At 32.1% G+C, this 25,092-nt stretch carries 20 protein-coding genes; 4 read left to right on the top strand and 16 right to left on the bottom strand.

The annotated features are described in order from the left end of the window. Window positions 1-676: 676 nt before the first annotated feature. Window positions 677-3,064: an immune inhibitor A domain-containing protein gene (locus tag ACSBO6_RS03575; RefSeq protein ID WP_498844164.1), complete on the bottom strand. Its 2,388-nt coding sequence runs from the start codon at window positions 3,062-3,064 to the stop codon at window positions 677-679. A 219-nt stretch (window positions 3,065-3,283) separates the two neighbouring features. On the opposite strand from ACSBO6_RS03575, the gene ACSBO6_RS03570 reads away from it, so the two are divergent. Next, the gene (locus ACSBO6_RS03570; protein ID WP_098845460.1) at window positions 3,284-3,865 is read left to right on the top strand and encodes a DNA-3-methyladenine glycosylase; all 582 of its coding nucleotides are present in this window, start codon (window positions 3,284-3,286) and stop codon (window positions 3,863-3,865) included. An 81-nt stretch (window positions 3,866-3,946) separates the two neighbouring features. Here the strand turns inward: ACSBO6_RS03570 and ACSBO6_RS03565 are convergent, their stop codons facing one another. The 5 genes from ACSBO6_RS03565 to ACSBO6_RS03545 form a co-directional block, all read right to left on the bottom strand. Further along, window positions 3,947-5,593, bottom strand: coding sequence for a glycerol-3-phosphate dehydrogenase/oxidase (locus tag ACSBO6_RS03565; protein ID WP_098845459.1), 1,647 nt, complete (start codon window positions 5,591-5,593; stop codon window positions 3,947-3,949). Between the two features lie 451 nt (window positions 5,594-6,044). After that, on the bottom strand, window positions 6,045-7,280 hold the full coding sequence (locus ACSBO6_RS03560; protein ID WP_098845458.1) for a sensor histidine kinase: 1,236 nt from the start codon (window positions 7,278-7,280) through the stop codon (window positions 6,045-6,047). A gap of 8 nt (window positions 7,281-7,288) precedes the next feature. After that, window positions 7,289-7,960 carry a response regulator transcription factor gene (locus ACSBO6_RS03555; protein WP_098845457.1) on the bottom strand — a complete coding sequence of 224 codons (672 nt, stop codon included), beginning with the start codon at window positions 7,958-7,960 and terminating at the stop codon, window positions 7,289-7,291. 208 nt (window positions 7,961-8,168) lie between these two features. Then, window positions 8,169-8,447, bottom strand: a complete 279-nt coding sequence (locus ACSBO6_RS03550; protein WP_098845456.1) for a hypothetical protein — start codon at window positions 8,445-8,447, stop codon at window positions 8,169-8,171. A 273-nt stretch (window positions 8,448-8,720) separates the two neighbouring features. Continuing rightward, window positions 8,721-9,095, bottom strand: coding sequence for a hypothetical protein (locus tag ACSBO6_RS03545; protein WP_098845455.1), 375 nt, complete (start codon window positions 9,093-9,095; stop codon window positions 8,721-8,723). 496 nt (window positions 9,096-9,591) lie between these two features. Here ACSBO6_RS03545 and ACSBO6_RS03540 point away from each other — a divergent pair, with 496 nt between their 5' ends. The 3 genes from ACSBO6_RS03540 (at window position 9,592) to ACSBO6_RS03530 (ending at window position 12,055) form a co-directional block, all read left to right on the top strand. After that, entirely contained in the window at window positions 9,592-9,927 is a 336-nt protein-coding gene (locus ACSBO6_RS03540) for a hypothetical protein (protein ID WP_498844163.1), read from the top strand. Beyond that, window positions 9,909-10,838 carry an MFS transporter gene (locus ACSBO6_RS03535; RefSeq protein WP_498844162.1) on the top strand — a complete coding sequence of 310 codons (930 nt, stop codon included), beginning with the start codon at window positions 9,909-9,911 and terminating at the stop codon, window positions 10,836-10,838. The genes ACSBO6_RS03540 and ACSBO6_RS03535 overlap by 19 nt, the downstream gene beginning before the upstream one ends. Window positions 10,839-11,182: 344 nt before the next feature. Next, window positions 11,183-12,055 carry a hypothetical protein gene (locus ACSBO6_RS03530; RefSeq protein ID WP_098845454.1) on the top strand — a complete coding sequence of 291 codons (873 nt, stop codon included), beginning with the start codon at window positions 11,183-11,185 and terminating at the stop codon, window positions 12,053-12,055. Window positions 12,056-12,118: 63 nt separating this feature from the next. Here ACSBO6_RS03530 and ACSBO6_RS03525 read toward each other — a convergent pair whose 3' ends face one another. The 10 genes from ACSBO6_RS03525 to ACSBO6_RS03480 all read right to left on the bottom strand — a co-directional run bounded on the left by ACSBO6_RS03525 (window position 12,119) and on the right by ACSBO6_RS03480 (window position 24,535). After that, entirely contained in the window at window positions 12,119-13,207 is a 1,089-nt protein-coding gene (locus ACSBO6_RS03525; protein ID WP_498844161.1) for a DNA alkylation repair protein, read from the bottom strand. A gap of 31 nt (window positions 13,208-13,238) precedes the next feature. Then, the gene (locus tag ACSBO6_RS03520; RefSeq protein ID WP_098845452.1) at window positions 13,239-14,009 is read right to left on the bottom strand and encodes a hypothetical protein; all 771 of its coding nucleotides are present in this window, start codon (window positions 14,007-14,009) and stop codon (window positions 13,239-13,241) included. Then, window positions 13,990-14,487: an ECF transporter S component gene (locus tag ACSBO6_RS03515; RefSeq protein ID WP_098845451.1), complete on the bottom strand. Its 498-nt coding sequence runs from the start codon at window positions 14,485-14,487 to the stop codon at window positions 13,990-13,992. The genes ACSBO6_RS03520 and ACSBO6_RS03515 overlap by 20 nt, the downstream gene beginning before the upstream one ends. Window positions 14,488-14,502: 15 nt before the next feature. Next, complete coding sequence (locus tag ACSBO6_RS03510; protein WP_098845450.1) at window positions 14,503-15,102, bottom strand: histidine phosphatase family protein; 600 nt, start codon at window positions 15,100-15,102, stop codon at window positions 14,503-14,505. Beyond that, window positions 15,099-15,839: an adenosylcobinamide-GDP ribazoletransferase gene (gene cobS, locus ACSBO6_RS03505; RefSeq protein ID WP_098845449.1), complete on the bottom strand. Its 741-nt coding sequence runs from the start codon at window positions 15,837-15,839 to the stop codon at window positions 15,099-15,101. The genes ACSBO6_RS03510 and cobS overlap by 4 nt, the downstream gene beginning before the upstream one ends. A 10-nt stretch (window positions 15,840-15,849) precedes the next feature. Then, window positions 15,850-16,416 (bottom strand): bifunctional adenosylcobinamide kinase/adenosylcobinamide-phosphate guanylyltransferase, encoded by a 567-nt coding sequence (cobU, locus tag ACSBO6_RS03500; RefSeq protein WP_098845448.1) that lies wholly within the window; start codon window positions 16,414-16,416, stop codon window positions 15,850-15,852. 125 nt (window positions 16,417-16,541) lie between these two features. After that, window positions 16,542-17,657, bottom strand: a complete 1,116-nt coding sequence (locus ACSBO6_RS03495) for a Ger(x)C family spore germination protein (protein WP_498844160.1) — start codon at window positions 17,655-17,657, stop codon at window positions 16,542-16,544. 8 nt (window positions 17,658-17,665) lie between these two features. Then, a complete protein-coding gene (locus ACSBO6_RS03490) occupies window positions 17,666-19,132 on the bottom strand; it encodes a spore germination protein (RefSeq protein ID WP_498844159.1) in 1,467 nt (488 codons plus the stop codon). Beyond that, a complete protein-coding gene (locus ACSBO6_RS03485) occupies window positions 19,129-20,199 on the bottom strand; it encodes a GerAB/ArcD/ProY family transporter (protein WP_498844158.1) in 1,071 nt (356 codons plus the stop codon). Before ACSBO6_RS03485 ends, ACSBO6_RS03490 begins: the two co-directional genes overlap by 4 nt. A gap of 166 nt (window positions 20,200-20,365) precedes the next feature. Further along, the gene (locus tag ACSBO6_RS03480; RefSeq protein WP_098845444.1) at window positions 20,366-24,535 is read right to left on the bottom strand and encodes a S8 family serine peptidase; all 4,170 of its coding nucleotides are present in this window, start codon (window positions 24,533-24,535) and stop codon (window positions 20,366-20,368) included. Between the last annotated feature and the right edge of the window lie 557 nt (window positions 24,536-25,092).

Raw genomic sequence — 25,092 nt, 5'->3', positions numbered from 1 at the left:
CCATAACAGGTTCATGGGGAACTATCTTCGCTAATTCTTGAATATTACTTCCCCTTAACGCGTTCATGGGGAACTATCTTCGCCGGATACTCAAAATTACTTCCCCATAACGGGTTCATGAGGAACTATTTACCCCGGTTTTTCAAAATTACTTCCTCTTAACGGGTTCATGAGGAACTATCTTCGCTGGATTTTCAAAGTTACTTCCCCATAACGGGTTCATGAGGAATTACCTTCGCTGGATTTTCAAAGTTACTTCCTCTTAACAGGTTCATGGGGAACTATTTTCGCTAATTCTTGAATATTACTTCCCCTTAACGCGTTCATGGGGAACTATCTTCGCCGGATACTCAAAATTACTTCCCCATAACGGGTTCATGAGGAACTATTTACCCCGGTTTTTCAAAATTACTTCCTCTTAACAGGTTCATGGGGAACTATTTACCACGGTTTTTCAAAATTACTTCCTCTTAACTGGTTCATGGGGAACTATTTACCCCGGTTTTTCAATATTATTCCTCATAACAAGTTCATGGGGAACTATTTACGCTAAATCTAGAAATTTCCTTCCCCATAGCAGGTAAAAAAGACAAATTCCCCCCATCATCAGTCAGTCAGTCAAAAAACAAAAAAAAAATACGAATCTGAAATGATATCAGACTCGTATTCTTTCTTATTACTTATGAATCCAAACAGCACCAGCTGAATTATCTTTTGCTTCCCCAATTACTTGGAATTTTAATCCGAAGTTAGGCACTTTTCTTCCTGCATCAGGAATTAAAGCATTTTGGTAACTTTTAGAATCATCAAATTCTGTTACACCAGGTAGTCCATCATAGTCAAAGATTCCACGAGATGGTGAATTAATATAAAATTCAGGTGATTTGTCGTAACTGAAAGCAGCGTCAGCTACTTGGTAACGAGTACTTTGTGATACTGATGGTTTACCATTTAATGCACCAACAATAGCCTCTGGATGAGCATCTACAACACCTAAGAAACCTTCACCAGGGTGAACACCTGTCCAGTTATCTGTGTAGCTATCATCACCATACCAAACTACTAAACCAGTATTATACTTAACTCCGCGTGAATATTCTAATGCTTTATCAGAGCCAACATAGTTTCTCCACTCTAAATAGTAGTAGTGATCTTTAAAATCAGTACCATTAGATACAGTTGCTTTGTCTAATGTAAATGCTGGAGTTCCTTCAGCACCATCAGTAAATTTAACTGCACCGTCAACAGTTAATTTTGCTTCGTCGAAAGCAAATCCTTCAGGAGCTAGTCCACCATCTGTAACATATTCAAACTGAACTTTTACATTCTTTCCTTTGAATTCAGATAAGTCATAAACTTTATCTACCCAAAGTCCTTTAGAAGTTTCAAGTCCGCCTGCTGTATTTTCATCACCAATCGTATCAATTGTTGCAAGTTTAGCACCAGTTGTTGCATCTAATACATTTACATATACATAATCGTAATCATATTCAACCTCATAGTTTGCTTTTACAGCAAAGCTTGCAGTTGTAGCTGCTGTTAAATCAAATACTGGTGAAGTCATTGTAGTATGGAGGTCATCGCCTTTTGTACTATAGTAATACTTTGCACCAAATTGAGGTTGGATTTTACTTTTCACTTCTTTTTTAGGTAAGTTAACCTTTACGATCGCTGGATTATTTGATTTAGTAACACTTTGATCGATAATAGCAGCAATACCTTTTTCATCAATATCTTTATAATCTACTTCAGTCATATTTGCCCAGTTTCCACCCATTGTTTTTTGGAAATACTCTTTGTTTTGTGGTGAGAAACTTGTAGGTGTTGTTCCAGCGATTGCACCGTTCCAACTACCACCGCTCATAACAGACCAAGAAGCAACTGGCTCCCCATTACCTGTATACTGAGTATCGTACTCATCTGGTAATCCTAAATCATGACCAAACTCGTGAGCAAATACACCAACTGCTCCATCTTCTGGCTCGATTGTGTAATCATATGCAGCCATCATTCCATTCCAGTATGGAACTTTTGCTTCTGTCCCTGCGAAAGGAGTTACTCCATTTAAAGTCCAACGATGTGACCAAATTGCATCATCACCTAATTTACCTCCACCAGCTTCTTGACCTGTTCCAGCATGAAGAACCATTAAGTGATCGACTAATCCGTCCGGCTCATTAATATTACCATCACCATCAAGGTCATAAATATCTAAATCATCAAAATCAGCTAAATTAATACCTGAATTGATTGCTGCTCGTAATGATTCCTTAACAAGATCACGTGGACCTTTTGGTGCAAGATTATCATGTCCACCAGTTGGGTTATCATCACCATAATCAGCTGCATTTCCAGAAACTGTTAACCAGTCTGTTACTGTACCTTTTACAGTATAACTTCCACCTGATTGTTCTTCATAAAATTGTTTAAACGTTTTTATTTTAGAGCCATCGTTTAAAGTAAAATCTTTATCTCCAAAAAGCATATCTTCGTAATGCTTTTTACTGAAATCTTCAGTATAAATATACCCATCTTGTTTATCTATATTGTTATGTTTGAAATCAGCAAACTCAGTTAAGATGACTAATACTTTATCTTCACGAACTCCGCCGTTATAGCCAGCTTGTTTTGCAGGATCAACTTTTACTACACCGTTTGGTTTGCCTTTTTTATAGTTTCCATGGCCTTTATTTAATTGTTTTAAAAGTTGAGCTTTACGTTTTTCCAATGTTTCTCTTTGTTTATCAGCAATTTTTGCATCTGATTGTGCTTTAACTTTCTCTTTATATGCACCTTGTTTTTCTTTTATGTATGCTTGTACTTTTTCTTTAGCTACTTTAGAGCTATCAGATGATTTGATCACGCCTCTGTCTCTTAAGGCTTTTTCTAATCTTTCTTCATCCACTACATTTAAATCTAAATAAGGACTTTCTAGTACTTGCTTGCTTTCACTTTCAGTAGGAATTGCTGCTTTTGAAGTAACTCCCGCTGAAAAAATGGACATACTTAATGCTGAAGCAATTGTAACACTCGATAATACTTTCCAATAAGACGGTCTTGCCATATTTCGCACCCCTTTTTCGAATATTCTAACAACTAAGTAAATAGTACAAGCTTGAAGGGGATTGTACAATGAGTAATTATGAATAATTTCTAATAATTCCGTTATTATATTTAATCTAATTTTAACGTTTTTTTAACATTGCGATAGGTAAATATACTTATTAACTAGACAAAAAAATACATTTTCTCTTTTTATTAAACAAGTTTCGAGGAGTATTTTATGAATTCGACATTAAAACAAGATTTCTTTTTAAAACCAGCTATACAAGTAGCAAAGGAGCTTTTAGGTAAAATACTAGTTCATAATACTGACGAAATGGAACTTTCCGGAATAATTGTAGAGACAGAAGCATATATGGGGCCAGAAGATCGCGCTGCACATAGTTTTCAGAACCGACGTACGAAACGAACAGAAATCATGTTTCATGAGGGAGGTTACATCTATACTTACCAAATGCATACACATACTTTAATTAATATAGTTTGTGAAGAAATCGGAAAACCACAGGGAGTATTAATTAGAGCACTAGAACCTGTGAACGGGATTGAAAAAATGATCGAATTTCGTAAAAATCAGCCTATTTCTAATTTAACGAATGGACCTGGTAAGCTTACAAAAGCACTGAATATTACGATGGAGTCTTATGGAAAACCGATTTGGCTCCCTCCTGTTTACATCAAAGAAGGAATTAAACCAGAACATATTAGTAGTGGACCTAGAATCGGTATTGAAAATACCGGTGAAGCGAGGGACTATCCGTGGAGGTTTTGGATTACGGATAATAAATTTGTTTCAAGATAATAAAAATACCCAGGCTGTTGATGAACTCTTCTTACTTTCAAACAGTCTGGGTCTTCTTAATTTTTGAACGTATTTTAATCATTATTCATCAGTAGAAGAAACAGCATTTTTTATTTGCTCTTCCAACTCCAAATGATATTCTAAAATTTGATACTTGTTCCAATTTAGTCTTTTCGCCATATAATGAATCACTTCGTCTTTATACTTATTAACTAGATCCATTCGAAAAAATAAAAATCCAGTTCTCCTTATAAAAAAGTCAACTGGCTTTACAATCATTTCGTTTTGAATTCCATATTCTAGTTGTAAAAATAATGATAATGGTAGATTAGACTCATTTTTCAATTCACTAAATGATATATTCATTAAATCTTCTATATTCGATCCATACATTTTACTTAATCTTTTATATTCTGATTCACTTAATCCAATTGCAATACCAGCAGATGAAAATCGTCTTTTAAAATAATTAAAACCTTTTGAGCCTCCGACATCGCCACCGGATATTGGTAAATTTTTAGTCTGACATTCTTTAAATTTATTTCTATTATCTTTTAATATAAGGTCGACAATTGTCTCAGCCATTTTACGATAGCCTGTTAACTTTCCTCCAGCTATTGAAATTAACCCCGAAGATGATTCCCAAATCTCATCCTTTCTTGAGATTTCAGAAGGATTCTTACCTTCTTCCAAAATTAAAGGACGAATACCAGCCCAGCTAGATTCAATGTCAGTATCTTCCAGCTTAATTGTCGGAAACATATATTGAACACAATTTAATAAATACTCTTTATCTTCATTACTTACTTTTGCATTAGCTGGATCTTGATCAAAAAATGTATCTGTTGTACCAACATAAGTCTTTCCATCTCTTGGAATTGCAAAGACCATCCGTCCATCCATCGTATCAAAATAAACAGACTGATTTAAAGGAAACTTCTTATGATCAATTACTAAATGAACACCTTTTGTTAGTCTAAGATTTTTATCACTTTCTAATCGTTCCATTTCCCTAAGCTGGTCAACCCAAGGTCCGGTTGCATTAACAATCCTCTTTGCCCGAATTGTAAAAGGTACTTTCGTTATTAAATCGATTACTTTGACTCCTACTATTCGATTATTTTCATAGATGAAATCTGTCACTTCTACATAATTGATTGCCTGTGCTCCAAGTTCAACTGCTTTTTTTATTATTTCAATTGTAAGTCTAGCATCATCAGTTCGATATTCAACGTAATACCCTCCAGCTTTTAACCCTTCTCTTTTTATTAATGGCTCCTTTTCAATCGTTTCTTTTCGATTTAACATTTTTCTTCGCTCTTCTTTTTTTACCCCTGCTAAATAGTCGTATAATCTAAGGCCAATAGAAGTAGTAAACTTACCAAAAGTTCCACCCTTATAAATGGGAAGTAACATCCATTCAGGTGTAGTCACATGTGGTCCATTTTCATAAACAATTGCCCGTTCTTTCCCAACCTCTGCTACCATTTTAAATTCATACTGTTTTAAATATCGTAATCCACCGTGAACTAGCTTAGTAGAACGACTAGATGTACCCGAAGCAAAATCTTGCATCTCAACTAGAGCAGTATTCATCCCTCTAGTAGTTGCATCAAGTGCAACACCACATCCCGTAATCCCTCCACCAATTACTAATAAATCGAATTCTTTTTCAGCTAATGTTTTCTTGATCTTTTTCCTATTTAAACTCGAAAATTGTTCTTCCATTGTAAAACCTCACTTCAACAATTTTTCTAGTTTTCTAAAAAAACTGGTATAAAAAAGAAATAAACCAAAAATGAAAAAGGACCGCTACAATTTCACCCGCATGTAGAAAGGTCCTAAAGTTTCAAATTAAAAAGTATTTAAGTGTATCCTTATTTATATCTTAAAGTTGTATTAACTTACCACTCATCTAATCGTACAATATAACTCAATTTATCTTTTAAAACATATTCAATTCAACAATTAATGATTCCTTTCATCCCTAAATTAATGTATCGGAGTTCCTTATTTTTCTTCACAAAAAAAACCACTAATTTATAGTGGATTTTCTCGCAAGTATTAATTTTTTTGGTTTAATTCAATTATTGTAGTTTATCGCTATTTCTTAGGAAATAATGTCGGAAATTTACTTTATTTCACCAAATTATTTTCTTAATTTGCAATTTCTTGGAACTTAGCTATTTTTTGAAGAGGACATAATTGGTAAAGATATTCCAAAACTAGTTCCTTCTCCAATTTTACTTTGAACTTTTATTTTCCCACCATGTTCTTCAACAATCCATTTAGCAATGGATAAGCCGAGCCCAATTCCATTCTTTGATGTACGTGAGACATCTTCCTGGAAGAATCGGTCAAATATTCGAGGCAGATTTTCTTCTTTTATTCCCACTCCACTATCTATAACCTGAATAAGAAGATTATTTTTTACTTGTTTACAGTTAATTTGGATCGTATCATTTTCGTTTGTAAATTTCATTGCATTGTCAATTAAAATCACAAGTAATTGATGAATTCTTTCTTGATCACCAAAGTAAAAATACGTATCTTTAATTGATATAAAGATTTCTTTACTTTGAAATGAAATGATTTCAGTAAAGTGCGATACAACTTCTTCTAACAATTCATTTATGGAGAATATTTTTTTATTTAATTGTATTTGCCCTGAATCTGATCTAGCTAAAGTTAATAAGCTTGCTACTAGTTTAGAAAGGCGCCTATTCTCTTTTAACATAATTGAAAAATCTTGTGCCTTTTCTTCGATTGTTGCGTCTGGCTCTCTTAGCAATAACTCCAAACGTGATTGAATTACGGTTAGTGGCGTTCTGATTTCATGTGATGCATCCGATACGAATTCTTGTTGTTTTTGCCATGCGTTTCTTATTGGTACGAGTGCGCGGCCAGCCAAAACATAACCAGCTACAACTGATAATGCACTTCCCAAAACCCAACCAATAATTAATATGATTAATAATGTATCAAGTAAATCCTTTTCTGAGTCGATATTACGTAATATTTGTAGTGTAATTTTCCCACGATTGGTTTCACCTTGAATTGAAATCGTTCGATAATTCATATCACCGATTTTATCATTATATATTTCATTAATTTTTGTAGGATGCTTAAGCTCATCTTGTAAAATAATCGCATTCATACCTGGCATGGGATTTACTAATTTTTTATTTTCATCCCACATGATCATTAAAATACGTGGATCTCGATTGGATATTGGCAAGCGATATGGATCATCACTATTTTGTATACGATTAATATTCCATAAAAGTGATTGATCGACTTCTTTATATAAACGATTATTTGTATATGAATAGATAATGAACGAAAGGATTCCAATTATGAAGATAAATACTACTGAATTTATAATCGTTAAACGAATTTTTGTTTTTTTAAACATCTCTTCACCTAGTCATCTTTCATAATATATCCGATACCTCTGACTGTTTTAATCATACTACCATAATGATATGGATCTAGCTTTTTTCGGAGTTGATGTACGTATACTTCTACAATTGCAACAGTCGTATCAGAATCAAATCCCCAAATCCTATCAAAAATTTGTTCTTTCATTAAAATCTTTCCTTGGTTTTGAATGAAGTATTCCAGTAATTCATATTGTTTAATTGTTAAATGAATCGGTTCATTATTTATTTCAACAGGATGCTCTTTTCCTTTTAATATGATTCCTTGGTATTTCAATGAACTATCAATTGTTAATTTACCACTTCTTCTAAGTAATGCATAGATTCTTGCTAGTAATTCCGGCCCTTGAAATGGTTTTACTAAATAATCGTCCGCTCCTAAGTTTAATCCTTCAACACGATCTTCAAGTGAATCTTTGGCAGTTAGAAAAAGAACTGGTGTATGTACCCCTACTTTTCTCAAGTCCTTAACAATTTCAAAACCATTTTTCTCAGGCAACATTACATCTAACACAATCACATCATATATGTTTTGCATCGCCAAGAAATAGCCTTCTTCCCCTTCTAACGCTTTATCTACTTTAAAATCATTTGATAATAATTCAACGACTGAATTTAAAACTTCTATATGATCTTCTACAACTAAAATTCTCATTTTTTTCCTCCATTAGACTAAAAAGAAGCGTTCATTACATTCAACGCTCCACTTTATTTATCCAAATCGTATTGCTTGAATTTATCTCATATTGAAGCTTCACTCTGGCTGTACTTGAAACATGTAAATACAATTTTTCCCACCTACACTTATCATACCACCAAATGTGTAAAGTACAGATGATCCGATTAAAACTGAAATTGTATATCTAATTGCTGCTATCTGATGAAGGAGGTTGTTGATTAAAAGATCCTCCACCCCCGTTATGTGGGAAGTCTCCTCCATTTCGGAAGTTTCTCATCATTTGGGTACGATCATTGGTTTTAAAACTTAAATAGCCAACTCCTATTAATGTGAAAACGCCAATTACTAAATTTATTACTAATAAAATGGAAATTACTTTTGGAGAAAATTCAAATGTTGTTGAACGATTATTCAAATTCGTTTTTTGATTATTTTCAACTAAATTTGATTCTAATTCTTCCATGTGATTCGCACTCCTTTATATTGAATTAATTTAATTATGTAATAGAATCCTTAATTTTTTCTTAAAATTTGTTTCCTAATATTTTTAGAAATCCCTTTTAATCAAAGAAAAGCCCCAAGATATTAAATATCCTTGAGGCTTTTCTTTGATTAAAAAAGATGTCTGCTACCGAGACATCTTTAAAAATATGAAATAAATAAGTGCAAAACTATAAGAATTAATAATCTTTCCATTAAGAAATTAGAATAATAATTGTATTACCGTATTTAAATACTACGCTAGTTTAATTTTTCGAACTACTTGGATCTTGACGTGTTTTGGAATATCTCCTTTAATCGTCACCTCACCATTCGATAGAGGGATTTTTGCTCCCCATCCATTTTTGAATTTTTTAATTTTTACTCGAATTAATCTTATTTCCACTTGACCTAATCCTGATTTGTTTTTTACTTCTAATTCTGGTGTTTTTGCATTTCCAATATTATGTAGAAGTAGTTTCACTCTAATTAGTGGTTCTTCATCGCTTTTTACAATTACATATGCGTTTCCTTGTTCATCCTCTTTAAATTGGTCGTAGGTTACTGAAAAGCCTTTTGTACTTAAGTAAATTTCTCCATCATCATTTACTTTGTAAACTGGTGAAAACATATGTCTCTTCTCCTTGCCGTATATTCTTAATTATGTAAAATAAAGAAAACTTCATTTGACCAGCCATTTTTTGGCGAAGTCAGGGACGTAGTGGAAATGGCTACTGCCCACGTAACCATCATCTTAAAGTGAAATAAAAAATTGACGATGAAATAATTGGAATTATTTTACGTCAATTCTAATCTTAGTATGGCTTAACAATTAAAAATTGTTCTTTCCAATATTTAATATGTTTTAAATATGAATCTTAGTACATCAGACAGATTATTCTAGTTTAGTCAAAAATAATATAAAATGCAATTTTTAAACTCAGAAATGAATAACTAATTTTTGGTAATTCCTTCTCTTAATAATGCCATTATTTAACATTAAAAATTGGTTCTAAAACATAGAATTTAGTGCATAAATATGCTATTGTTCTACTGAATTATTTTAAAATTTAAAATTTAATTTCATATCGAAATTATGAAATTAAAAAAGGAAGAAGGAAAGTCAGTTGATTTACAGTAAACAAGATGTGCTACATAATGAATCCCAGAGCATTAAAAATGGAGCTGCATCTACAATCGCGATCAGTTTGTCGAATAACTATTTTATTTTGTTTGCTATTGCCATTTTAGGGGCTAACAATTATCAGGTTGGTTTAATTTCTTCCTTACCTTCAATTGTCGGAATGGCCGCAATGCTTCCAGCTGCTTTTATGGTTAATAAATTAGAAGAAAAAAGAAAATTCACAGCTTACTCCATTTTCTTTACTCGTTTTTTCCTATTGATAATGGTTTTTCTTCCATTTATTAAATCTGAGCATATCGCATGGTGTTTGTTATTTTAATTGCATTAATGAATTTTCCCGGTACATTTTCAAATTTAAGTTGGCAAGCATTTATTGGTGATTTAATTCCTGCTGATCGCCGAAATGCATTTTTTGGCAATCGTAATAGAATACTAACCTTTACAGGAATGATTGTAACGCTTTTAGCAGGAATATGTATGAAATCCATTAATCCAAAAAGTGCGCTTCCATATCAATTACTTTTTTTATTCGCATTTATTTTTGGGATGATCGAGTTCTTTTATCTATTGAAACATAAAGAAGAGAAGCAAAAAATTGAAATCTCTAATCATTATTCTCCTTTTTCGAAACACCTTTTTCAATATAAACCTTATATTACATTTTTAGTTTGTGCACTATTTTTTAATTTCGCATGGCAGATGGCATGGTCTTTATTTTCGATCTATCAAATAAGATTTGCTCATGCAACGGCTTTTTGGATTAGTTTATTTACTGTAAGCAACCAACTTTCACAAATTGTTAGCTTTCGTTGGTGGGCAAGAATGGCGAATCGTTATAGTAATACTCAATTATTAATTTGGATTTCAATCGGTATGGCCTCTGCACCTATTTTAAATATTTTATCAACAAATTATGTATACTTATTTATCGTAAACTTTACATCAGGATTCTTTGTATCTGGTACAGTTTTAATATTATTTAATAGTTTACTAGAAGCGACTGAAGAAGAACATCGCACTTCTTATATCGCTAATTATAACTTCTTACTTTCAATCGTTTCCTTCATCGCTCCACAACTTGGTGTTTTTTTACTTGAATCATTCAGTATGAATATCGCAATGATTATTTCAACGATATTCAGAGGATTGGCTGGAATATTATTTGGGATTATGGCCTATAAAATGTCATCTAAACAATTAGATTATAAACAAAATAAGATTACTCTCTAGACTGATCTAAAATGATTTCATAATAATATAAACACAAAAGCAACAAGGGATGTTTAAAATTTTTTGACGTTTTTACGAATTTTTGTAGATTTACATCATCTGTTGATTGCTTTCTTTTATTTTGGAAAATTGCCCTTGATAAGGATGTAGATCAAGTTGAATTTACTCAATGCTTTTTTATAGGCAACAGAACGACTATAAAATCATACCTTAATTAGTGTGATCATTATTTAATTGACCCTAATCGCCGTTACGGTTGTTTTTTAATTAGCTACTCAAAAAGATTCAAATCCAAATTAATTTGATACTATTAAAATTAGTACGATTTAGGAAAGGATATTGATATGACTATAGAGTATCGTTTTTATGAGAGTCCAACAGATCTTAATTTGCAATATGATTTTTGGAACAAGATAACAAAGTCTCTACCATATGCTTGGAAACCAACGTTAACTCCAACATTATTTGAAAAACAATCTGAATTTAATGAAAAATCTAGATGCTTTGCTTTTGACGGAGATCAACTTGTTGGTTATATGAGTTTTTCAGGTAAAGGGGAATTTGTTTCATTAGGTTATCCATGGGTGTTACCTGAATATGAGGATACTGTAAGAGATGAATTGTTTGAAAGAGTTTATCAATTTGCTGTTAGTGAGGAATACGGTGGAAAACTATTTGCACAACGATTTAGAGGACAGTGGTCAAAACAAATAGAGTATTTCTTATCAAAAGGCTTTAACATTACTAGTCGTTCTCAAATCGTTGGTGCGCATTATCCACTTCTTATAAAAACACTCCAAAGTATTCCTGGATTTTCGTATGAGATAAAAGATCAATTTCAATTTAATGTTTGGAAAGATTTAAAAATGAAGCAACAAATTCTTACTAACGAACAAGTTGCCATGATGAATGAGTATTATAGCTCAATTGAATTTGACTATGCCGTTGAATGTAAGCTAGAAAATCAAGTCATTGCCTATTTGGCTATGACAATACGGCCGGATACTAGGTATTCGGAAATATTAGCTGTTGCTTATACTGAAGCGGCTATACCTTATTTTTATGATATCATGTCGATCATCCATAATGAAAACATCAATCGAAAAGTTACAGCAGTTACAATCACTAAGTCACAAATTCCTAAAAGTGTTTTACAAGAAAAACTTGGCTTTACTCCATTAACTGAAGATGTCATGATGCACAAAAGACAAGGTTAAATGGAAGAATAGATTGACTAAACGAAAAAAGAGATTCCAAAAAATAATGTTGGAATCTCTTTTTTATTTTACCATAAAATCATAAGTACCACTTTCCACCCCATTGATTAGTAGTGTGATGCTATGTTGGCCTGGGTAGTGTTTTCTTGTTGATAAGTCTTTGAATGAGTGTGTTTTGTTGTATGATAATATTTTGTTATTTTCAATTGTGTTTTCGGATATTTTAAAGATCTTTCTTGTACGGTTACCTTTTGACTTTACATAATCAATTGCAAATTCGATTCTAAGTTTTGTGGTGGTCGGTTCGTTACTATGAATTGTAAATGAAAAGTTTAAGTCTCCACCAATTTCTATTTTGTCTGATTGTAATTGAAATTGGTCGATATGGATTGCATTTGTCATTTGGAATCCAAAAATGGTTAAAGCTTCTTTATTACCTTTTTTTAATAGGGTTCTACATGCGTGCTTTATGATCCAATTAGTATGGGGATTTTTACCATACCATTCTTTTGCAATCTTTACGACTAGATTTGGGTGATCTTTAGAAATATCATTTAAATTATTCGCTACACTTTTGCGAACATATAATGACTCGTCTTCCTTTAAGTTTTCTAGAATAGGTAGGATTGGAGTTGGGTCCTTTTTTAGACTTTTTAGAACCATCCCCCATGGTAATTTTGGACGACATCCTTCACTTGCGAGTCTTCTCACATGTTCATTTGGATGAGTAGACCATTTTAACATTTGCGTCATCATTCGTTCTTGGTCTTGAATAATGAACGGTCTAACAGCAAATTCCGATGTTAAGTGCTGTGTGAATATTTCTAAGGCTTCTATTGATTTTTCCCAATGATCTAAACCATACACTTCAACAAAATCAGGAAAAAAAATACTACTTAATTGGCCTTTTGGAAATTTCTCTACTATACGAGTTAAAATCTCTATTGATTTTTCAAATTTGTTTGGGAGTGAATCCCCCAAACAAATCGTAATATGCCTCATTCTTTCCTTTAATGTTTTTTCTTCCCAACTTTCATTTAAAACCTTACCCATAAAAGTTTCATGATCAAAATCTGGATAAACGGTATAGATTTCGTTTGCGATTTTTGAAATTAACTCTCGGTTATATACATTCTTCAGAGCATCTGCCATTTTAAATCTCCAATCATTCTATTTCAAACTATTATATAATCTCACCTAATAAAGTGATTGGCTGTGAGATTTGTTTTTTTAATCCCTCAATCGCATCCTTTTTAATGATTGCTAGAACACATGTCGCGGGACCTGCTGATTTATGTAATGAGATACTAGATTGATTTTCTAATTTTATATCGATATTATTTGTTTCCTTCAACTGATTCAATTCAAATTGAACGCCTTTTGAACCGATTGGTAATAAATCTAAGACATCTTCGTTATTTATTAAGTGCTTTAATGAATGAAAATTAATGATCTCGTTTTTATTTTCATTTAAATCCTCTAATACTTCATTTCCTACTTTTGGATATCCAACTAATACTACAAGATCCCCTGAAATGACTTCTTTTTTATTAAACGGATTAAAAATTTCTCCCATTAAAGTAATACCTAAACCTGTTTGTTTTGTTGGAATATTTTCTTCTGTACTTCCAGTAATCGTTATTTCTAAGTTGTCTTCATAAAAATTAGCTTCATTATATTCTTTAATCGCTTTTTCTATCCCGCTTATTATTCGCTTACCTCTTCCGTTCATTTCTACACATAATGTATTAATTAAAACAGTAGGCTTCGCTTTAAATGCGATTGTTTCAACTAAACACAATTTCGCTGTTAAATAGCCAACAATTTCCTCATCCACTTTAATGAAATCAAGCTCACTCATTCCAATTCCACCGCAGCTATCACAAGCAATTGTAAAATAACGATTCCCATCTATATGCATTAAAGTTAAATCTCTATATGTTAAAATTTGCACGTTTCATCACCTTTTGAAGTATAAATGCTAAAACAATATTTGCCACCGATGCTAATGTTAAAGGCATAACCATTAACATAAAAAAACTACTAACAGTCTTAACTGTAAACGAGTGATTTAAATAAGCAATTAATAGACCACTTAATAAAGTTGCCACTGGACCATTTAAAATAATTGCCACTACTATTGCTATGTATTGATTCATTTTTTTAAATAATACGCCAAATAGCCAAACAATCACAAGCATTTGTATTGCGATAAATAGATGTACTGGTACTGTGAACGGAAAACCTGAAGTAAGTGCTGTAAGCAAATGACCTAGTGCACCTACAATACCGCCTGCAATTGGTGAAATCAACATAGCAGCTAGAAAAGCAGGCAATGAATCAAATGCAATTGAATAGACTATTTTAATATTAGACAGCACTGCACTTAATGCGATAAATAATGATAGTAAAACAATTCTTTTAGTGTTCAAATTTCTCCATCCCTTTTAATTTAGTTGAATAATATTTTTCAAAAATCCAAAACCATCGTTATACTCAATTTCAATAATACATCCATTACTCGTATAAAATTTCCAGAAATGACTTAAATCTAAATGAAGTAAATTTAAGAGTAGTAGCTTCATAATTCCTCCATGTGATACAACTATTACATCATTGTTTTTTGATTTAATATCATGACAAAATGTATGAACTCGTTCTGCACACTGCTTTAAGCTTTCCCCATTCGGAATTTGAAAATGAATCAGATCTTCATTCCACTTTTCTAAAACTTCAGGCACTTCATTTAAAAGATCAGTATAGGATTTCCCTTCAAATAGCCCAAAATTTGTCTCCTGCAACCTTTGATCAACTATTTTCGATTCTCCGATTAATTCTTCAATCGCATCACTTAATAAAGTGCATCTACGAAGTGGACTGGAATATAAAGTATAATGTGAAGTAAGCTCAATTATTTTCGTTAACTGGGTTATCACACTATCTATTTGACTTAAGCCTTTTTCTGTTAAATCAAAATCAGTCAACCCTGCATAAACCTTTTGTCTATTTCCAATGCTTTCTGTATGCCTAACTAGAAATATTCTCATATTAATCTCTCACCTATAACAGCAAAAATTAAAAAGCATAATTGGGAAACTTCAATCGTAAATCCAATTACATCCCCTGTAATTCCACCTAGTTTTTGATTGATTCTTTTCGTTATGAAAGTAATAAAAATAAACGTCATACATACCGCAAGAATAATTGCTAGTTCATTCATTAAAATACTGCTTACACAAATGAGTAACACATAGACAATTAGAACAAATAATGAATTAGATTTTTTGGCCTCAATGATAAATTGACTTCCAAATCCTTCATTTCTAGCATAAGTACTTACTCTACATGTGAATAAGGCATTACATCTTCCAATGATTGGAAATAAAAAAATAGCGAATGATGTAGACTTTGATAGAAACAACCAATCTCCTAAAAATAATACAATTAAGGAAATAACACCAAATGCGCCAATGCGACTATCTTTCATAATTTCTAGTATTCTTTCTTTTGAACGATGACTAAAAATTCCATCTGACGTATCAGCTACTCCATCAAAATGTAATCCACCCGTTAAGAATAAATAGACTAATAGAATAAGAAATGCAGTTGCTTCTTTGTCCAAAACAATTGAAATTCCAGCATTAAAACTAACGAGTATTAAACCAAATAACACACCTACTAACGGAACCAATCTAATTCCTCTTCCTAGTTCGTCCTCAATAAAATTGTAATTTTTAACCGGGATGGTTGAAAAAAAACTGAGGATCATTTTAAATCGATTCATATCGGAACTCCTACTTAATTTTTAATGGTATACCAGCTGTAACGAGAACAACTTCTTCTGCTCTTGAAGCAATTTTTTGATTGATACGCCCAGCAATATCTCTAAAAATCCTTCCTAGTCGATAAGAAGGAACAAGTCCATAACCTACCTCATTCGATACAATTATGAATGTTTTACCGTGTTGATCACAAACGTCTATCAACTCGTTCACTTCATTTTCTATCTCTAATTCTAGTTTATTTATTTGATCATTCTTAATGGTCTCATAATCAATATCGGTATAATGATCAAACATTAGGTTAGTTATCATAACCGTCATACAATCTAAAATAATATATTTGGATTTTATAAATTCTTCATTCATTTTTAATTGATTAAATTGTTTATATTGTTCAACAGTATGCCAATTAATCGGACGGTCTTCTTGATGTCTTTTAACCCTTTCGTTCATATCTTTGTCAAAAGGTATAGCAGTTGCAATATAGACTACTTCATCTGTATTTGTTTGTAATTCTTTTATTCTTTTTTCTGCGTAAGAACTCTTTCCACTACGCGCTCCACCAATTACAAAAATCAACTTCTTCCCCCCACAATCAAAAACTTCCTTTTATTCTGTTCTTTTCTATCATAATTCATTTTCAATAAAAATGAGCAGAAAAAAGAAGGTATCTTTAATAAAAATAACCTTCTTTATAAGTTCTTTCATCTTTTATAAGATTTATTACCTAAAATATGAACATCAACTTTTATATCCTTAATTGACTTAGCATCGACTTCATTCAATGCTTTTATATCCCATTCTTTTCGATGAAATCGATACGGTTTTTCTGAAATGTTGAGAAGATCGGCGTGAAGTACTTCTCCTTTTTTTATTGTCATTAAAATTTCATTTTTCATTTTACTTCTGATTTTAGAAGCAATTTTCTTTCTACTATAACTGTTCTCATTTTGTACAATGTTTACATTGGTTTTTACTTTAATAATATACTTGGGCTTTTTACCTCCTTTAATGACTTTAACTGAACTATTTGAGCTTCTAACGATTATATTCAATTTATCTTTGGCGAATGGCAGCGGCAAACTGTAATTTTCTTGATGCATAAAATCTAGTGCTTTTAATTCTTTTAAATCCAGTTTACCTTTAAACTTTTTCTGCGATATTGCGAAGGCTACATTAATATAGGCTACCTTGTCTATTTCTTTTTCTTTAAATTTCTTATCTTCAATCCCTAATGATGGAATCAATATCGTTCCTACTGGCTGTGTATATCTTGAAATATATTGATGAAATTTTAATTTTAAAAAGACTAATCCCCCTCTACTCTTTTCATCTGGTTTCATTACTACCGTATATAAAAAAGGTAAATTAAAGAAGCTTTGACTCATTAAGATATCTTTAATGTCTTGATCGGTACCATAAATCCAAATTGTATATCTTAATTGTGGTCTTCCACTAATAAAGGAATTAACTTCTTTCAATCTTTTATCAATAACCTCTTTACTTAAAATGACACTATTTACATGGCCATAATATAAAGGCATTGGTGAATGTGATTCTATTTTAGAAATTGCGGACTGTATGCTTTTACCTTTTGCTTGACCAATTAAAGGAGGGGCTGGTACTTGCAATGCCCCACTTTCTTGCTTTGCAATATTTGAAAAGTTAAGTGCTTGAATCGTGACAACATACTGATTATCTTTAAAATCAATGCCCAAACTAGTGACTAATGTTTGTTCAATAATTGAACGTGCCCCCCAGCATCCTGTTAAAATGAATAATTGAAAAATTACCAATAGAATGATAAGCAATTTTTTCATCTTATTTCTCACTCCTTCTTTCGGTCTTGATCAACTGGATGGAGTGATAGGTTTCGTTTCGTTTTAAACTTTTGAGGTAATTTGATAATTACATTTAGAAAATCAGACTTTTTTGGAACAGAAAGGAGCGTAATATAAGGTTGACCAAAACTTTCTAATGAAACAATCATCGTTGTAAATAGAAAAAATCCAGTAAAAAAACCAATTAAGCCTGCGACAGCAGATAAAAATAAAATAAAAAAACGAAGAAATACAATATTACCTGAGATATTTTGATTAATTAATGTATAACCTGAAATAACGGTTAATGCTACAACGACAAGCATTGCAGGTGAAGTTAGTCCAGCACGTATTGCAGCATCACCAATAAATAATCCTCCTAACACGGCTACAGTTTGACCTACCGCTTTTGGTAACCGAATCCCCGCTTCTTTAAATAGTTCAAAAAAAACCAACATTAAACTGGCCTCTAATGGAGCTGAAAATGGCAAACCGTTTCTTGACATACCAATTGTCGCCAAGAAGGGATAAGGTATTTGATCAATATGAAAGGTAGCCATTGCAATATAAAATCCTGGTAGAAAAATCGTGGTGAAGATTGCCGCGATTCTAAGATACCTAACTACATTTACATAGTAAAAGCTTGAATGGATATCCTCAGGTGAATAGACAAGTTGATGTAAGTTTGCCTGTCCGATTAGACAAGTAGGATTCCCATCAACAATGACTGCAAACCTACCTTGATTTATTGATTGTACGACGAAATCTGGTCTACCAATATTATCTAAAAGCGGGAAGATCGAGAAAGGTTGATCATATAAGGCTTCCTCAATTTCATAGCTACTTACAACTACATCTTTTTTAATTTTGCTTAGGCGTTGTTTAACCTCTGAAAGAATTTCAGGATTAATAATATCTTCCATATAAACTAATAAAACTTTCGTATGACTACGTTCACCGATTGTAAATTCGACACTTTTTAATGTTGAAGTCTTAAGCCTTTGTCGAATTAATGCCATATTAATTGAATAACTTTCTACAAATCCGTCTCGTGGACCGCGAATTGAATTTTCTAAATTTGATTCTTCCGGACTTCGTTGTGGAGGATCTGCAACGGGAATAAAGAAAATATCATTAAAATAAGAACTAAATATGACTAAATTTCCGGAAAATAAGTTTTCTTCAACTTCTTTTTTAATCGTAACTCCGTCCTTTAATCTTTTAGCCTCGACTATATTTCTCAATAGCTCAAAATCAAATTTTTCTTCTTTGTGGACGATGTTAAATATGTCATTAATAATTTGATTGCTAAATTGAGCATCTATTAAGTTAGGACAAAACATGATGATGACAAAATGTGAGTCTTCTCCTTCTTTATAGGATTTCGTTCTAAATTCAATATCCGAAGAGTGATTAAATGACTCCATAAATTCTAGTAGTTTAAGGTTTTCTAAAGTTGTCGATTCTTTTGTCATCCAAAATCACCTTTTAATTTTGTAATAATTAAAAATAGTAACATCGTACATAATAAAAAAATTAAATTGATTGGAAAGTAGTAGAATTGCAAAAAATTATAAAATGCTGAATCGTTCCACGGAATCATTACCGCTACTATTAGAACAAGTGATAATAGTGGCAAACTCCATTTTTTCCGTCCATTGTAGTTGATAATATAATTTCCGATGTACAAATTTAAACTAATCCGAATAAAAGCGCCCGATAACCACTGATAAATTGATAAGAAATCTAATCTAGTAATATTCTCACCTAAGGTTAAAATCTTCCATTGTTCATAAACAGGATTTCTCATTTTTTCTGCCTCAAGTGGTCCAAATTCCATAATCGCTCCTGTTAATGGTCCTAAAATTAACATTAATAATATACAACTTACAATCATTAGCCATTTTACTTTTATTTTATCTTTCAAAAAGGAGGTTAAAAATAAAATATAGATGATCTCAAAAAAACCTGAACAAGAATAAATAAAACCATGAAAAAAATCTTGGTATCCTCTTTCGAATAAAGGAAATAATAGTTCGAAATCTTTGTTCTTTTCATTCCCAATTCCAACCAAAAACCCAAAAAAAGCAACAGGAGGTAGAATTAAAAATGCAGCTGTACTAATTGTACGAATCCCTTTACTTGACGCATAGAAACATATCAATGCAATTAAAAGCGCTACGACGATTTGTGGAATATCTTGTGTATAGTTTATATCAGCCCAAGTTAATGTAAAGCGAAATGTAACGAAAGCTGAAAGTAAAAAGTAAGCTACAAAAATAGCTGAAAATATGTAAGCTAATGGTTTATACAATACTTTAAACATGACAGACAAAATATCTTCATTATTTAACTTTTTATATAAATAAAAAACTAAAGCACTCCAAACTAAAAAAGGAAGGATACTAGCAATTACCGTAACCCAAGAATCCCGATGAGTTGATGTCAACACACTAGGTACGATAAACACATGCAACATAAACCCGGTCGACATAATAAGCAAGATATAAATATGAGTTGAATAAATATACTTTTTATTCATAAAAAATCTCCTATAAATCCTTTGTTCCTTTAAGTTAACCTAAAGTGAATTTCTTTATGTATATTTTTACCAGTGCTTATTGATTGCACGAGTTAAGGAAATGCTCAAATCAATAAAAAGCCTTCTCCCAAAGAATAATCGGGAGAAGGCTGCTTTTATGATTTGTTTAGTTTAAGCCTAAATCTGTTAAGATACTATCTAATGTAGCACCTTTATATGATTTTTTAGCTTTAGGAGGGTTTGGAACTGTTGAATTTTGTAATCCAAAATTCTTAACTACATAATCCATATCTTTTGCATCAACTACTTTATCAAAGTTGAAGTCAGCAGATGCTTTGTTTGTACCCCAGTAAGTTTGTACAGCTAATGCATCTAATACGTCGATTACATCATCTTTATTAGCATCACCTGCTGGTGCAACATCTAATAAGTAGCGTAATTGCTTACCAACTAATTCACCACGAATAGTATCAACTAACTGTTCCATAGTTTTATGCATAGTAAAGTGACCTGGTACATCAACAGATACCGTATAAGGTTTACTGTCTATTTTAACACCATCAAAAGCATAATCACCTTGTTTTGATGTAACTGGTGCTTGTAAAACAGTTTTACCATCATAGGATGTTAATGTAATGTTTGCACCTAGTTTAGTTTGATCGATCGCATAATTTGTTTGCCCTGTTACAGGATCTTTTGTACCTTCTACTTGAACTGTACCTGTTAGTTTTGAAACTGTTGATTTTACATTGTAACCGTCAATATAAGTGTAAACATTTTTCGTTTCTACATTTGATGTATCAATAGTAGATGCACCGTTACCTGAGAAGTTAATCGCTGGACCTGTTGTAAATGATTTATCGATTGTTTTAACATCGAAATTAAATAATTGAATGTCCTCTGGTAAATTAGCTGAACCTGAGTAAGTAAAAGTAAAATCATATTGTGTCATATAATCCCAAGTAGTAGGCGATGTTTTTACTGTAACTTGAGCGTCGCCATATTTTTTAACTTCATTATTAACTAAAATATTGTCAATGATTCCTTGAGTATTATTCAATTGAAGCGTTAATTTAGTAGTTTTTAAGTTACTAATATTATTTGCTTTAACTGAGTAATTTACAGTATCACCAGTTACAATGTTTTGTTTATTTGCTTTTAAGTAATAATACGGAGTTGTATTTTTTACAAAAGCGACTCTAATTTGTGAAGTAGGATTTAATGCTGCATCCATTCCATAGAATGTTAAAGGTAATACTGCATATTTGCTATCAACTAAGATTTGATCAGTATAATCGCCATTTTTATCTACGTTAATTGGTAATGATGGGAAGAAGGAATTATACGTGTAAACAATTGTGTTATCTGATTGATCAGCTTTAATACCGTATTTTTTCGCTTCGTCAATTTCTGGATCATTTACGTTAATGTTGAAGTCATATAACATTTGTCCTTTTTCATCAAGTTGACTATCACTATACTCGATAACTTTTTGATCTAACTTGTCAAAGCTTGAAGTCATGTTCGGAACAGCATATTCCAACATAAAGTCTCTTGCTTCAGCAAATGTTTTTCCACTTTCACTCACACCAACTAGTCTTAATTTGTAGTGACCTGGTTTAATTAATTCATATTTACTACTAATCGGATTTTTCGCATCTCCAGTGAATGGGAAGTAATATGAACCGACAAGTCGACCAACATTGTAAACGACATCTTCTTTCATTACTGGTGTATTAAATGAACCAATAATACCTAAGTCTTGACCAGTTGTTGGGTCCTGAATGATAACATCTAATGATTTCAAATGTGTTTTTAATGACACACTAGCATCGATAAACGGATATGCATAAGTTGGATTTGTAATTTTATTTGAATACATTGGATTAAATAAATCAAATGATTTAATCCCTTCTTCAACTACACGAACACCAAATGGAATTTGATATTCTTCAGTTGGATCCTGCGTATTCGTGAATGTAACATAACCTTCATATGTTCCTTTTTCAGCAGTTTTTGGAATGTTTAAATTAAACTTAATTGATTTCGAACTAATACCGTTTAATTTAACTGATGTAGGACCTGTTAATGTAACATTATTTGAAGCTGCATCCTTTGATCCTCTTAATCCAGTTTGATATTTCACGTCAACACTAAATGTTTTCGCTTTTTCACTACGATTCTTTAACGTAACATTGCGAGAACTTGCAATATCATTATTATCAAATCCATATGAACCAAAGCTCATTCCACCGGTTAACTCATTAATTAATTTTTCTTTTCCATTTACGATCGTTGGTGTTTTATCAACTACTTCTAATTCTACATTTGAATGAATTGCTTCATATGCATCTACACGTCCACTACCTACTTCAAATACGCTATATGCTTTTGATAATGGATCTGCAGTATTCATTAAGATTGATTTAATATTTTCTGGTTTTAAGTCTTTATTTGATTGAAGTAATAATGCAGATACACCTGCGACATATGGTGTTGCCATTGATGTTCCAGACAAGCGCGAATATGCATACTTATAATCTTCAGGTTTTGATCCATCGTCTGTTTTATTATTTACATAAAATGGTACAGTCGAAAGAATCGAAACACCTGGTGCAGTTACTTCTGGCTTGATATCATAGTTTACACGTGATGGACCTCTTGAACTAAATGTTGCTAATTCATCAGAAGCTGTTTGTAACTTAGTATAGTCACCAAAAGAAACTTCATTTCTTCCTGCTTTAACCGCTGCTGTGATTTTTAATCCCTCTTCATATGATACTGAGAATGAAGGAATAGCATCTACCGACTCACCTATGAATGCTTGGATTGCTCCTTCACTTTGGTTATCAATGTTATTAGCCATTAATACACCAACTGCACCAGCTGCTTTTGCATTTTTAATTTTATCAATCAAAGCAATCGTTCCACGTTGAATGTAAGCAATCTTGCCTTTTAAGTCTTTTCCTGTAAAATCAGATGGATTCGCTAAACCTACGTCAACAAGTTGATAGTTCTTTCCTTTTAATGTCGTTACATTATCAGAGTAGTTTTGAGCTAATTGTCTAAATTTGTACTCATTTCCATCCTGAGTTCCGTTAAATTGATAAAGATCAATTGCAACGGATGAAGCTCCGACAGTAAGTGCTAATGCAGCCGCTCCAGGTGAACCTAGTGTATCCATTTTGTCTCCATCATTTCCTGCAGCTACAACAGTCGTCACACCACTTAATACAGCATTGTTAACAGCAATAGAAGTTGCATAAAGTGGATCATTTAACGATGCACCTAATGACATATTAATAACATCCATACCATCTTTTACCGCTTTATCAATACCTGCTATAATCGCTTCAGTCGTTCCAAACCCACCAGGTCCAAGTACACGATATGAATAAATATCAGATTCCGGTGCTGCACCAACTTGTTTATATTCACTATTAGATGCACCACGTCCACCAATAATACCTGCTACGTGAGTACCATGCTCAGTATAATAGTCAGCTCCATCTGCAGTACCTGGTTTACCAGCTTTGATCCAATCAGCATATGTAGTCTCCATTGGATCGTTATCATTATCTACAAAGTCATATCCACCTTTGTAAGCATCTTTTAAATCTGGGTGGTTGTAATCGATACCAGTATCAAGAATACCCACTTTAATGCCCTTACCTGTATAGCCTTCAGCATGTAGCTTATCCAAGCCATCATATGGCGTATAGTTCGCTACTTTAGACTCATCTGCTTTTAACTCACTATTTTTATCTGATTCTTTCGGAGGGTTAATTGAGAATTTCTCATTACTCCATACAGTTTTAACTGCTTTTGATTTTAATAGATTCTTAATTTGGTTTGCTGGTAGACTCATTGAAACACCGTTAAAGGCATGTTTATATGAACGCTTAATTTTGAAATCTACCTTATTATTTTTTTCATCCTTTAGAACTTGTCCCACTTCTGCACTAAAAGTAGTATGATCTTGATCAACTAATTTCCCTGCTTGTGCTTCAGTTAATGATTTACCTTCTACTTGTGCCTCAATTCGAGCCACTTTCGCAGGCTTATTTGCAAACTCAACAATAACTGAAGTTTGTTTTGTAGACGTTTGGTCAATGTCTGATGAAATTTGAAGTCCTGTCGATTCATTCGTTGTAATTTGTTTTAAAGCAGCTCGTTGTTGAGAAGTTAAATTTGCAAGTATTGTTTCTGTCTTCGTTTTCCCTGCTGCCTTTGAAACATTCGTTACATGTGCAATCGGTGCAACAACAACACTAGATGATAGAGCTAATACAGTAAAGCCTGAAACTAACTTACTTTTCTTTACTCTCTTCCCCATTCTTCTTCCTCCTGGCTATTCTTTATCTAAAGTAAAATTCAATGAAGATCTATGATTGATAAAATAGTAAACTACTTTTTATTTTCATATTTTACTCTTTACATCAAATTTACTTTCTACATTTATTATCAATTTGTTTCAATTTTCGGTCAATTGGGTTATCATTCCCCTTATTTACCTAAGTTTCAAAATTTCTCTCTCTATATTCGACAAGATTCGCCTAAATTCTTCCATAAAAAACTATCGAAATAACCCAATTTTACTATTTTTTAAAGAAACATCAGATTCATCGCGAAAACTTATTATTATTTTTATTTATCTTTTTAATCATTTTAAATAAACCCCAAAATAATAGCTTTTTCTTATTAATAGAATAAGGAAAAATTATTTTAAAATACTTTATTCGAATATTTATTAAGTCTAGGACGTAACGATAAAAAGGATAAGGAGTTCAACAGGAAAAGCATGTCTTGGGGCAGTTATGTTTTCAATTTTTTCATGAATTAACTAATCATTTTTACAAATTTCCTTATACATAAAAAAGGAAGCCAATCTTG

Origin of the sequence: Bacillus sp. AL-1R, assembly GCF_052180195.1 — a bacterium.
Lineage (GTDB): Bacteria > Bacillota > Bacilli > Bacillales > Bacillaceae_G > Gottfriedia.
Note: the sequence above shows the minus strand (reverse complement) of the source record. Positions and strands in the feature narration are given on the sequence as shown.

Bases quoted from the DNA above. Each gene is read 5' to 3' on its own strand.
- ACSBO6_RS03565 (WP_098845459.1), bottom strand. From the start codon at position 5,593: ATGGAAGAACAATTTTCGAGTTTAAATAGGAAAAAGATCAAGAAAACA.
- ACSBO6_RS03550 (WP_098845456.1), bottom strand. From the start codon at position 8,447: ATGGAAGAATTAGAATCAAATTTAGTTGAAAATAATCAAAAAACGAAT.
- ACSBO6_RS03490 (WP_498844159.1), bottom strand. From the start codon at position 19,132: ATGACAAAAGAATCGACAACTTTAGAAAACCTTAAACTACTAGAATTT.
- ACSBO6_RS03560 (WP_098845458.1), bottom strand. From the start codon at position 7,280: ATGTTTAAAAAAACAAAAATTCGTTTAACGATTATAAATTCAGTAGTA.
- ACSBO6_RS03535 (WP_498844162.1), top strand. From the start codon at position 9,909: ATGGTGTTTGTTATTTTAATTGCATTAATGAATTTTCCCGGTACATTT.
- ACSBO6_RS03485 (WP_498844158.1), bottom strand. From the start codon at position 20,199: ATGAATAAAAAGTATATTTATTCAACTCATATTTATATCTTGCTTATT.
- ACSBO6_RS03495 (WP_498844160.1), bottom strand. From the start codon at position 17,657: ATGAAAAAATTGCTTATCATTCTATTGGTAATTTTTCAATTATTCATT.
- ACSBO6_RS03570 (WP_098845460.1), top strand. From the start codon at position 3,284: ATGAATTCGACATTAAAACAAGATTTCTTTTTAAAACCAGCTATACAA.
- ACSBO6_RS03575 (WP_498844164.1), bottom strand. From the start codon at position 3,064: ATGGCAAGACCGTCTTATTGGAAAGTATTATCGAGTGTTACAATTGCT.
- ACSBO6_RS03530 (WP_098845454.1), top strand. From the start codon at position 11,183: ATGACTATAGAGTATCGTTTTTATGAGAGTCCAACAGATCTTAATTTG.
- ACSBO6_RS03510 (WP_098845450.1), bottom strand. From the start codon at position 15,102: ATGAGAATATTTCTAGTTAGGCATACAGAAAGCATTGGAAATAGACAA.
- ACSBO6_RS03480 (WP_098845444.1), bottom strand. From the start codon at position 24,535: ATGGGGAAGAGAGTAAAGAAAAGTAAGTTAGTTTCAGGCTTTACTGTA.
- cobS (WP_098845449.1), bottom strand. From the start codon at position 15,839: ATGAATCGATTTAAAATGATCCTCAGTTTTTTTTCAACCATCCCGGTT.
- ACSBO6_RS03555 (WP_098845457.1), bottom strand. From the start codon at position 7,960: ATGAGAATTTTAGTTGTAGAAGATCATATAGAAGTTTTAAATTCAGTC.
- ACSBO6_RS03525 (WP_498844161.1), bottom strand. From the start codon at position 13,207: ATGGCAGATGCTCTGAAGAATGTATATAACCGAGAGTTAATTTCAAAA.
- ACSBO6_RS03545 (WP_098845455.1), bottom strand. From the start codon at position 9,095: ATGTTTTCACCAGTTTACAAAGTAAATGATGATGGAGAAATTTACTTA.